The 10418-nt window shown below is 37.6% G+C and carries 18 protein-coding genes; 16 read left to right on the top strand and 2 right to left on the bottom strand.

Going from position 1 to position 10418, the window contains the following annotated elements:
* From AS180_RS22055 to AS180_RS01360, 12 genes are all read left to right on the top strand, one after another.
* The coding region (locus AS180_RS22055) for a hypothetical protein (RefSeq protein ID WP_197414227.1) at positions 1 to 251 on the top strand (251 nt) is incomplete at its 5' end.
* Between the two features lie 64 nt (positions 252 to 315).
* Positions 316 to 1572 (top strand): tetratricopeptide repeat protein, encoded by a 1257-nt coding sequence (locus AS180_RS01410; protein ID WP_025908802.1) that lies wholly within the window; start codon positions 316 to 318, stop codon positions 1570 to 1572.
* Between the two features lie 97 nt (positions 1573 to 1669).
* Complete coding sequence (locus tag AS180_RS01405; RefSeq protein ID WP_062686249.1) at positions 1670 to 2218, top strand: ReoY family proteolytic degradation factor; 549 nt, start codon at positions 1670 to 1672, stop codon at positions 2216 to 2218.
* 91 nt (positions 2219 to 2309) lie between these two features.
* The gene (locus AS180_RS01400) at positions 2310 to 2768 is read left to right on the top strand and encodes a YpiF family protein (RefSeq protein WP_025908804.1); all 459 of its coding nucleotides are present in this window, start codon (positions 2310 to 2312) and stop codon (positions 2766 to 2768) included.
* 207 nt (positions 2769 to 2975) lie between these two features.
* Complete coding sequence (locus AS180_RS01395; RefSeq protein ID WP_025908805.1) at positions 2976 to 3485, top strand: ubiquinol-cytochrome c reductase iron-sulfur subunit; 510 nt, start codon at positions 2976 to 2978, stop codon at positions 3483 to 3485.
* A gap of 3 nt (positions 3486 to 3488) precedes the next feature.
* Positions 3489 to 4163: a menaquinol-cytochrome c reductase cytochrome b subunit gene (gene qcrB / locus AS180_RS01390; RefSeq protein ID WP_025908806.1), complete on the top strand. Its 675-nt coding sequence runs from the start codon at positions 3489 to 3491 to the stop codon at positions 4161 to 4163.
* A 57-nt stretch (positions 4164 to 4220) separates the two neighbouring features.
* The gene (locus AS180_RS01385) at positions 4221 to 4991 is read left to right on the top strand and encodes a menaquinol-cytochrome c reductase cytochrome b/c subunit (RefSeq protein ID WP_025908807.1); all 771 of its coding nucleotides are present in this window, start codon (positions 4221 to 4223) and stop codon (positions 4989 to 4991) included.
* 119 nt (positions 4992 to 5110) lie between these two features.
* Positions 5111 to 5713: a lipoprotein heptaprenylglyceryl N-acetyltransferase LhaT gene (locus AS180_RS01380; protein WP_061784787.1), complete on the top strand. Its 603-nt coding sequence runs from the start codon at positions 5111 to 5113 to the stop codon at positions 5711 to 5713.
* Between the two features lie 70 nt (positions 5714 to 5783).
* The gene (gene ylbD / locus AS180_RS01375) at positions 5784 to 6197 is read left to right on the top strand and encodes a YlbD family protein (RefSeq protein ID WP_025908809.1); all 414 of its coding nucleotides are present in this window, start codon (positions 5784 to 5786) and stop codon (positions 6195 to 6197) included.
* Positions 6198 to 6203: 6 nt separating this feature from the next.
* Complete coding sequence (locus AS180_RS01370; protein WP_025908810.1) at positions 6204 to 6440, top strand: YlbE-like family protein; 237 nt, start codon at positions 6204 to 6206, stop codon at positions 6438 to 6440.
* Between the two features lie 96 nt (positions 6441 to 6536).
* A complete protein-coding gene (locus AS180_RS01365) occupies positions 6537 to 6926 on the top strand; it encodes a hypothetical protein (protein WP_025908811.1) in 390 nt (129 codons plus the stop codon).
* 88 nt (positions 6927 to 7014) lie between these two features.
* Entirely contained in the window at positions 7015 to 7461 is a 447-nt protein-coding gene (locus AS180_RS01360; RefSeq protein ID WP_062686247.1) for a YlbF/YmcA family competence regulator, read from the top strand.
* A 3-nt stretch (positions 7462 to 7464) separates the two neighbouring features.
* On the opposite strand, the gene AS180_RS01355 is transcribed toward AS180_RS01360, so the two are convergent.
* The gene (locus AS180_RS01355; protein WP_025908813.1) at positions 7465 to 7785 is read right to left on the bottom strand and encodes a hypothetical protein; all 321 of its coding nucleotides are present in this window, start codon (positions 7783 to 7785) and stop codon (positions 7465 to 7467) included.
* Positions 7786 to 7849: 64 nt separating this feature from the next.
* Between AS180_RS01355 and AS180_RS01350 the strand changes: the two genes are divergently transcribed.
* Together AS180_RS01350 and AS180_RS22050 are read left to right on the top strand one after the other, a co-directional pair.
* On the top strand, positions 7850 to 8125 hold the full coding sequence (locus tag AS180_RS01350) for a YlbG family protein (RefSeq protein WP_025908814.1): 276 nt from the start codon (positions 7850 to 7852) through the stop codon (positions 8123 to 8125).
* 116 nt (positions 8126 to 8241) lie between these two features.
* Positions 8242 to 8400, top strand: a complete 159-nt coding sequence (locus AS180_RS22050; protein WP_156413418.1) for a hypothetical protein — start codon at positions 8242 to 8244, stop codon at positions 8398 to 8400.
* A 57-nt stretch (positions 8401 to 8457) separates the two neighbouring features.
* Here the strand turns inward: AS180_RS22050 and AS180_RS01345 are convergent, their stop codons facing one another.
* Positions 8458 to 8847 (bottom strand): DUF7147 family protein, encoded by a 390-nt coding sequence (locus tag AS180_RS01345; protein WP_025908815.1) that lies wholly within the window; start codon positions 8845 to 8847, stop codon positions 8458 to 8460.
* A gap of 425 nt (positions 8848 to 9272) precedes the next feature.
* Here AS180_RS01345 and rsmD point away from each other — a divergent pair, with 425 nt between their 5' ends.
* Both rsmD and coaD read left to right on the top strand, forming a co-directional pair.
* Entirely contained in the window at positions 9273 to 9839 is a 567-nt protein-coding gene (gene rsmD, locus AS180_RS01340; RefSeq protein WP_062686245.1) for a 16S rRNA (guanine(966)-N(2))-methyltransferase RsmD, read from the top strand.
* 32 nt (positions 9840 to 9871) lie between these two features.
* Entirely contained in the window at positions 9872 to 10357 is a 486-nt protein-coding gene (gene coaD / locus AS180_RS01335) for a pantetheine-phosphate adenylyltransferase (RefSeq protein WP_025908817.1), read from the top strand.
* Positions 10358 to 10418: the final 61 nt, after the last annotated feature.

Raw genomic sequence — 10418 nt, 5'->3', positions numbered from 1 at the left:
AGAGAGGGAAAACGGAGATCCCGCAGCGCAGCGAGGAAGCTCAGGTTCCTCCCCGCGGAAAGCGAGTGACCGTAGCGCAATGGAACGAACGTGTTGAGACAAACCAAAGAGATGGGAACAGCGAGTGCTCGTCTTTTAGAAGCAATCATTTTGTTATGTCCCAAACTCTTATTATTCAATCCGTTTTGTTGAACAAAACAGTAATCTCATTTATTATAGGGACTACTAACAAATTTGTTTATAACCATTAGTAAATACAATCGATCATACTAAGTGATGAAAACATATAGACGAAGTGATAAAGGAGATTATAGGATGACGAAATTAGATCGTGCTATACGATATGTAGAGGAAAATGAAGTTGAAAAAGGGTTAGCGCTTATCAATGAGCTGAAGCATGAAGCAACCGACGAAGAAAAGTTTTTAATGGTTGAGCAGCTTCACGAATGGGGACTTGTAAATGAAGCGTTACCTTTAGTAGACGAGTTAATTAAGAAGTATCCATCCGAAGGTGAGCTCCATTTATTAAAAGCAGAGATTTTAATTGATTTAGAGGAAGAAGAAGAGGCTATTCACATCTTAAGTCAAGTAGCAACGACTGACTCAAATTACGTAGCAGCTTTAATCTTGATGGCGGATTTATACCAAATGCAAGGTTTAACGGAAGTAAGTGAGCAAAAGCTACTTGAAGCAAAACGCCTATTGCCAACTGAAAAAGTAATTGATTTTGCACTAGGTGAATTCTACAGTAGTCAAGGAATGTATCAGCAATCTATTCCTTATTTTGAAGAGGTATTAAAAACAGATAAAGAACTAAATGGAATTGACTTAAGACAGCGTCTGGCAGAAAGTTTAAGCGGAGTTGGGAAATTCGAAGAGGCCCTACCGTATTTTCATGATGCGTTACAAGACAAGCTAGAAATCAACACGTTATTCGAATACGCATTTTCAGCGTATCAAGCTGGGCATTATCAAACAGCTATTGAGAAGTTTGTAGAGTTAAAAGAGTTAGATCCTCAATACCATTCTTTGTATTTATATTTAGCAAAATCATACGAGCACGAAGAGTTGCTTGAAGAAGCTGCAGCTGCAGTCAATGAAGGAATTTCTCAAGATGAATTTCAAAAAGAACTTTATTTCTTTAAAGGGAAAATTGCGTTGAAGCGCGGTATAGAAGAAGAGGCAGAAGCTGCTTTTAAACAAGCCATTGCATTGGATCCGGGATATGTTGAAGCAATTTTAACATTATCTAAGCTATATATGAGCCAGGAGAAATATGAAGAAGTCATTGAGTTAATTACCCATGCTAATGAATACAATGAGCATGACCCAAACTTTGACTGGGATTTGGCAAAAGCTTATCAGGAAACGGAAGAATATGAAAAAGCAGCAACTCATTATGAAGCAGCATCTCGCGTTTTCTTAGATGAATATGCGTTTCTTGAAGAGTACGGCTATTTCCTACTGGAAGAAGGAAATAGAGAAAAAGCCAAAGAAATGTTTAAAAAATTACTAGTCTTAGATCCATCATCAGTTGAAATTCAAGACATATTATTTCAACTGGAAGAATAAATAATAGTTCAAAGGATTTTCTAATTGTCATGTGGAATATTAATCTGTAAAAGGTGTTTAAGACCTGTGATTAAACACAGAGGAGGGAAGTGAGACTATGACGACCCCTGTTACTGTCAACGAAAAGAAAGAATTTGTTCGCTGGTTTTTAACAAATTATCAATTGAAACGCCGAGAATGTGTATGGATTTTAAACTATTTAATGAGTCATGATCAACTGATGCAGCGCGTTCACTTCGTAGAGCAAGCGCAGTTTTGTCCTCGAGGAATGGTCATGTCAACACATTGTGTAGAAGACTCACCGTTTCGCTTTTATAAAGAAAACATCATGACAACGGATGCGGAAAAATCATTTCATGATATTCGATTAAATCGTGATGAAGACATTTATATTCAGCTTAATTTTCGCTCATTATATTCATCAACACAATATGTTGCGGTGTTAGAAGAAAACCCATATATGCCCAAAACAGTGCAAACAAATGAAAAGGATCGGCTCTTTGCAGAGCAAGTGTTGGAACAGTCCATTCAACGCTTCCAACGTTCAAAGGTTATGGAGCTAATTGATAAAGCATTAGACGAAAATAACAGAGAAGAATTTGAGCGTCTAACGACATATTTAAATAAGCATTACCAAGCAAAATAATTCAAAAAGAGATTGGCTACAGTAGCAGTAAAGTCAATCTCTTTTTCCATATGTAAAAAGAGATGTACAGCAATGACGGGGTGAAATGTAAATGAAATGGCATGTGAAAGACGTTGAATTATATCTACAATCTAAAGAATATGTAGATTCAATTATTATTCCGCTGATTCCAATTGATTTTGGAGCAGCCATGAAAACAACCGCAGCAATGAACGAGTACACAACGATTATTACATCAGAATTAGAAAGACAATTTAAAGGACGAGTTCTACTAGCACCAAGTTTTACATACTTAAAGCAATTAGGAGCTCAATATGCTCTCAAGAATCTGATAGATTGGAAGAATCAAGTGAGTATTAGCGAGACAAAGCATATTTTTTTCTTAACGAATGACCGTGACTGGATTGCTTATGATCAAGAGCTAGAATCAAAGTTAATATGGATTCCAACGCTTCCTTTAGAGCATATGGAAGAAGCTCATAAGCAAAGAGTAGTTGCAAATCAAATTGAACAAATTATTCCAGATTTCTTGGAAAAGTGGAAAAGCTAAACCTTAATAAGATAAGAATGGAAGCGCAAACAAAAAATAACCAAAAAATTTAGAAAAATAAAGGTTATTTCCATGTTTTAGGGGTTGCTTATATTGACCTTGCATGCATATTGATATATCATGAAAATGTCCTAGTTTAATAGAAAAAATCATCATGTTTCCACACTATGTTCAAGGGGCTGAGCTTTTAATAGAGGGGGGAATATCATGAGTGAGAAAGACCATCGGGTATCAAGACGACAGTTTTTAAACTATACTCTTACTGGTGTAGGAGGGTTTATGGCTGCCGGTATGCTCATGCCAATGGTAAGGTTTGCGGTTGATCCAGTGTTGAAAAAAGGGGTAGACCAGGATTTAGTGGCTGTCGCACAAGTGGATGACATCACAGCTGAACCGAAGCGTGTTGACTTTAAAGTAAATCAAGTTGACGGTTGGCATGAGTCGGAAGAACCGCGTTCAGCTTGGGTTTACAAAGATAAAGATGGAGAAATTGTAGCTCTATCACCAATTTGTAAGCACTTAGGCTGTACTGTTAACTGGGCTGGTGACAAAGCACATCCAAACCAGTTTTACTGTCCGTGTCATGACGGAAGATATTACAAAGACGGAAAGAACGTAGCAGGCACTCCACCGATGGGTCCGCTAGATGGATACGTACAAAAAGTAAAAGATGGTACATTGTATCTTGGAAAAGCCAAACCACGGGGAGGGGCATAGAGCATGCTAAATAAGATCTATGATTGGGTAGACGAGCGGCTTGATATTACCCCATTATGGCGTGATATTGCCGATCATGAAGTACCTGAACACGTCAATCCAGCTCACCACTTTTCAGCGTTTGTTTATTGTTTTGGTGGCCTGACGTTTTTTGTAACCGTTATTCAAATTTTATCTGGTATGTTTTTAACGATGTACTATGTACCGGATATTAAAAATGCATGGGAATCTGTTTATTATTTACAAAATGAAGTTGCATTTGGTCAAATTGTTCGTGGTATGCATCATTGGGGAGCTAGCCTTGTTATTGTCATGATGTTTCTACATACACTTCGGGTTTTCTTCCAAGGAGCATATAAAAAGCCAAGAGAACTAAACTGGATTGTAGGAGTTTTAATCTTTTTCGTTATGTTAGGTTTAGGATTTACAGGCTATTTATTGCCATGGGATATGAAAGCGCTATTTGCTACAAAAGTAGGGCTACAAATAGCTGAGTCCACGCCAATTATTGGTCAACAAATAAAAACGTTGTTATCAGGACATCCAGATATTGTTGGTGCCCAGACGCTTACTCGATTCTTTGCGATTCACGTCTTCTTCTTACCTGGTGCTTTGCTGGGATTAATGGGTGCTCACTTCTTAATGATTCGTAAACAAGGTATTTCTGGTCCACTATAAGTTAAAAAATTTAATTTATATGTGAGAAATATGTGAAGAAAGGGAGGGAGAATCGGCATGCATCGTGGTAAAGGGATGAAATTCGTCGGTGACTCACGTGTACCTGCTGAAAGAAAACCGAATATTCCAAAAGACTATTCGGAATTTCCAGGTAAAACGGAAGCATTTTGGCCAAACTTTTTATTAAAGGAATGGATGGTAGGTGCGGTCTTTTTAATTGGTTATCTTTGTTTAACTATCGCGCATCCTTCTCCATTGGAGCGGATTGCAGATCCGACTGACACGGGATACCTGCCATTACCAGACTGGTATTTCTTGTTTTTATACCAGCTTTTAAAGTATACGTATGCTTCAGGTCCATATAACGCTATTGGAGCCTTTATTATTCCAGGTATCGCTTTTGGTGCGCTCATGCTTGCACCGTTTCTTGATCGAGGTCCTGAAAGAAGGCCAGCAAAGCGCCCGCTAGCAACAGGCTTTATGTTATTAGGAGTAGCCGCGGTATTTTACTTAACGTGGGAGTCAGTTGTAAGTGTGGATTGGGAAGCAAAAGAAGCTCAGGGGGAAATCCGTGAAGAAGTAGCGATTGATACGGAAGCAGACGGCTACAAAATTATGCAAGAGCAGACGTGCTTAACCTGTCATGGTGAAAATCTTCAGGGAGGACCTGCAGCACCAGCGCTAACAGGATTAGATTTATCTGCTGAAGAAATCGCAGATATTGCTAAAAATGGTCAAGGTAGTATGCCTGCTGGCATTTTTAAAGGTTCGGATGAGGAGTTAAAGACGCTGTCTGAGTTTATAGCAAATATAGGGAAAGAAGAATAAAAAAATACCTATTTATAGCTTCGCTATGAATAGGTATTTTTTTTTATGGAAAATAACTTTATAATGATGAAGAAATTGTCATATCGTAATTCATATGAAGCGAAAGAGAGGTGTTCACGTTGAGTTGGTTTTGGTATACGTTAAAAGATAAGCGTTTTTTAACATTTTTACTAATCGTCAACATCTTGGGAACAATCTATGGTTATATTTGGTATGGGAATCAGCTGTCACAAACTCCTGCTCGTTTCCTTTTGTTTGTTCCAGATAGTCCGACAGCAAGCTTGTTTTTTGTTATTGTTTTAATTGGTTTTTTATTAAAAAAACAACTTCCACTATTTGAAGCTTTAGCAATGATTACGCTATTTAAATATGGAATTTGGGCAGTTGTAATGAATCTCCTTGTCTATTTGACAACAGGGCAAATGGATGCCATCATGCTTATGCTTATGGGATCACACGGTGCTATGGCTGTTCAAGGTTTATTGTATTCACCGTTTTACAGAATTAAGCTTTGGCATTTAGCAATTGCAGCTGTTTGGACTTTACATAATGACATTATCGACTATGTGTTTTTTATGATGCCAAGGTATAGCATGCTAAATGACTATATCCCTCAAATTGGTTACTTTACGTTTTGGTTGAGCATCTTTTCAATTTTGTTAGCATACATATTAGCGGTTTTACCGCTTCAAAAAAAACAGCATGCTTATGAAAAAAATTAAAAAATAGGCGAACCAAACAAGCCCTCATATTCTACACTATAGTAGGCTAATATGTATGAGGTGAGTGACTGTGAATGAGACAAAACGAGAGGTTCATCCATCTGTTGTAGAATTTAAAAACTTTGTTAAAGCACATCCGAAGCTAGTGGAAGAAGTTCGAACGCAAAGAAAAACGTGGAAAGAGCTATATGAAGACTGGTACTTATTCGGGGCTGAAGATTCCATATGGGATACTTATCGCTCTGAAGGTGAGAAAACAGAACCAGAGACGGCAGAAGAAGCAGAGAGTAAAAAAGACATCATGTCCACAATTGTATCATCCTTCAAAAATATGGACTTAGATCAAATGCAAAATCATATCACAAATATTAATTCAGCCATTACCAATATCCAGCAGGTGTTGCAGCAATTTCAATCACCAAAATCATTAACGCGCAGCACGCCATCTGGTCCAAGAAATCCATTTGGCTTTCGGAAGGACTAGGAGATTATGCGGGAAGATGTATATGAGTATATCCGCTCTAAGCCAAAACTGAATGAATTCATTCGGGAGCAGCCGATGTGGTATCGTCGCTTGACAAGAAACCCAGATGAATTAGAAAAGTTTGACTTAGAGTCAAAAACCTATTATAAGCAGACGATTCCTCATAAAGTTGAAAAATTTTCAAACTCTATTCAGATGGCAAACATGATGTTTCACATGTTTCAGTCGATGAGAAATCAATAATTTGTTAGAAAGCTTCGTCTTTGCGAAGCTTTTTTTGAGTAAAAAAGAACCCTAGTGCGAAAGCTAAGCATAAAACATTTGCAAAGGATGATCTGAATGCGTGTTATATTATGCTTGCTAGCTTGTATCTTTTCACTTGTAGGGTGTCAGAATGATAAGCCAAAGCCGGAAACAAATAAAGAAATGGTAAGCTTTTCAGGCCAAGCTGCCATGGAAACGATAGGTACAGAGAAACAATTAGTAGTACATCAGCATGTAAGAGGTGCCAATGTATATGTTGAATGTATTATTAACGGATTTTCATTTAACGATGGTAACGGTTTTCTTGAAGTGAAAGTTGACGGTAAAGCAATCAATCCTATTAAGCAAGCTGCTTTTGTCATTAAAGCACTGCCAAAAGGTTCTCATCAAATTACGATTGAGCTGATGAAAAATGAGCAAGAAAGTTACGATTTAAAAGAATCTTTTACAATTAAAATTGTATAAATGAAAAGAACATGTAATAAAATGTTGCATGTTCTTTTTCTTTTGAAACTGAAACATGATAAGATAAAGCAGGAGGTGTATATTTACGATGCTCACAACAATGAGAACAATTGAGCTACTTGATGAGTCTGATGCGCTAGCAAATATGGTTTTGCATTCGGACGTAGCTGAACATTATCGCGAATGTTTAAATAGATTAAATAAAGACACAGAAGCTCAGAAATTAATTGCTGAATTCGGTAAAATGAAAGAGCAATACGAAGATGTCCAGCGGTTTGGTAAATATCATCCCGATTATAAATCCATTACAAAGCAAATGCGCGATATTAAGCGCTCTGTAGATTTACAGCATACGATTGCTGCGTTTAAAAAAGCGGAAAATGAGCTACAAAAGCTTTTAGATGAGATTAGTGTTATTATTGGACAATCTGTGTCAGAACATATAAAAGTTCCAACAGGCAATCCATTTTTCGATACAGGAAGCAGATGTGGCAGAGGATGTGGAGCCGGTGGAAGCTGCGGCTGTAGCGCCTAAGCGTTACAACCTCAGTCGCGTACAATCGGTACCGCACACGTTTCCACAACAGAATGATTTTCTTTGAGGAACAAAGAAGCGGTGACGGTAGACGTATATTGAAGTGGCGTGGCGAACAAACTCCGTTTGCCACGTTACTTTTGCATTTGTGGTAGCTGTCTCAGAGGCTATATGAATCCATTTTTCAATTTGATGCCGATCACCTTTGCTTGATGTAATGTAAAGGAACGGAACATGCGTAATTTCTTTTTTTTCTACTTGTTCAATTAATTTATTCCTAGTAAAATGAGAAAAAAAGGAAGACCAAACGTCATCTAACGTCATACATAACTCACCTACTTCAGTTTCATATAAAACTATTTTAACCTATGTAAAAGGGGAAGCTATTATGTTTGTTAATCGTCAAGGACTTATTGCATATGTGCATTCTGTGAAGCAAGCAAAAGCACTTCGTAAGTATGGAAATGTACAGTATGTTTCAAGAGAACTAAAATACGTTGTGTTGTATTGCAATCAGGATGGAATTGAAAAGACAATGGAGCGTATTCAGTCGCTACCTTTTGTGAAAAAAATATTGCTTTCTTACCGACCAGAATTAAAAACTGAATTTGAAAATTCAAAGCCCGATAAAGCAAAAGAGTACGACTACAAGATTGGTATATAGTAAAAAGAGGCTGGGACATAAGTAGTTCAGTCCTTACTATACCTGAACGATTGAGAGTTCATAACTTTTAATCGTTCAGGTTTTTTGTTGATTGTGAAAACAATGTTGGAAACAGGGTGGAATGGAGCGTAGGACACTCGACTCCTGCGGGGAAGAGAGGGAAAACGGAGATCCAGCGCAGCGAAGAAGCTCAGGTTCCTCCCCGCGGAAAGCGAGTGGCCGTAGCGCAATGGAACGAACGAGTTGAGACAAATCAAAGAGATGGGAACAGCTAGTGTTCGTCTTTTAGAAGCCATCATTTTGTTATGTCCCAAACTCTTTTTTATGTACGTTTATTGCAAGGGTGAAATATATCGGTTCATACGCAAAATGCCAATTAAATGTTGGTAATAAAGTTCTGTTTCTGAAAACATTGTAGACGGCTTAACGTCTAATACAATTATATTTTTATCTAAGGAATTAGCTAATTGTTCAAACAGCTCGACGCGTTTATTTGCTTTCGTTTCTGATAGAGTAATTCCTTCTCGACAAACATAAAGAGGCTGGAATTTCCCTTCAGTTGTTGGATGTAACACAACAACGAACGATGCTTTTGGCTGATTGTCTATCACGGTACGCAGCATGATAAAGTGCTGTAGGCGGTGCGTATTGTGCTTTGCAATTTCGAATAGTTCATAGATATCTGAGTAACCTTGTCCAAGCTCAATAAAACGTTGAATCATCCTTAATCTCCTTTCGTTTTATTTACAGTCAAGTTTAATGTAACATTGAATTTTTGCAGAGTAAATAAAAAAAAGCCCTGTAACTACGCATCACAGGGTCCTTCAATTAAGCTCATGCAATCTCAGTATAGACTGCATTGTTGCTTACGAAGGCAAAGGGAGAGGAGAAACCGGAGGAAGAACTTATGGGGAAACGTAAGCCTTCTCCGCGGTTGGCAACAACATCGGTTCGATGATGTTGTTGGTAAGTAGTATGTCCTCTAATTCTTGTTTTATACATACTGGGAGTAAAACTTCTATTCCTGTCATTGTTTACGTCGCTTTGTACCATAAAAATGGAAAAAGTTTATTTCCGCTAGTTTTTATAGTTAATTTTGTGTTAGGATAATGAAGAATAAGCAAGTAAAAGTAAGGTAGTGATAGACATGAGAGTAGTAGCTGGAAGCTGTAAAGGGCATTCGTTAAAAGCAGTCCCAGGTAATTCCACTCGTCCTACAACAGATAAAGTAAAAGAAGCTATTTTTAATATGATTGGTCCTTTTTTTGAAGGTGGAATAGCTCTTGACTTATTTGGAGGCAGTGGAGGCTTAGGTATTGAAGCGCTAAGCAGAGGAATAGACCGAGCAATTTTCGTAGATCGAGACGGTAAAGCTATTCAAACGATAAAAAGTAATTTGCAAACATGTAGTTTACAAGAGCAAGCAGAAGTATATCGCAACGATTCTGAAAGAGCACTAAAAGCCATCATTAAGCGAGAGCTACAGTTTGACTTAATTTTACTCGACCCACCGTACAAGGCACAAAAGTTGAAATCGCTTATCGAAACAATTAGTAAGCATAAACTGTTGCAATCCTCAGGTGTCATCGTTGCAGAACATGCAAATGACGTAGTGCTTCCAGATGAAATTAATGAGTTCGAAAAGATAAAAAGTGAAAACTATGGAATTATCGGTGTATCAATTTATACATATAAGCAACCTGAAGAAGTATAACAATTGTTTTACGTAAGAGAAAGGGGATTTTTATGGGGAGCATAGCAGTTTGCCCAGGGAGCTTTGATCCTGTAACGAACGGTCATTTAGACATTATTAAGCGAGGCTCAAACGTGTTTGATACGTTGTATGTTGTTGTATTAAACAACTCATCCAAGAACCCATTGTTTACAGTGCAAGAGCGAATTGAACTACTAAAGCAAGTAACAGAATCAATTCCAAATGTAGTAGTAGAATCGTATAGTGGCTTGCTGATGGAATATGCAAAACAAAAGCAAGCTAGCACTATTTTACGCGGTTTACGAGCGGTATCGGATTTTGAATATGAAATGCAGATAACATCTGTAAACCGTGTGTTAGATAAAGAGATTGAAACATTGTTTATGATGACGAATAATCAATATTCTTTCTTAAGTTCTAGCATTGTAAAGGAAGTTGCTAAATATGGTGGCAATATATCAGAGCTTGTGCCTCCGGTTGTGAAAGAAGCGCTCTCTAAGAAGTTTTCAGCTAATTGATAGAACGCCATTACATTCTTACGCAAACGTTTATTTTAGCTTGCTATAGGAATGGATGGCG

Source organism: Priestia veravalensis, assembly GCF_001457055.1.
Classification (GTDB): domain Bacteria; phylum Bacillota; class Bacilli; order Bacillales; family Bacillaceae_H; genus Priestia; species Priestia flexa.
The sequence above is the reverse complement of the archived record's forward strand: the minus strand, read 5'-3'. Positions and strand labels throughout refer to the sequence as shown.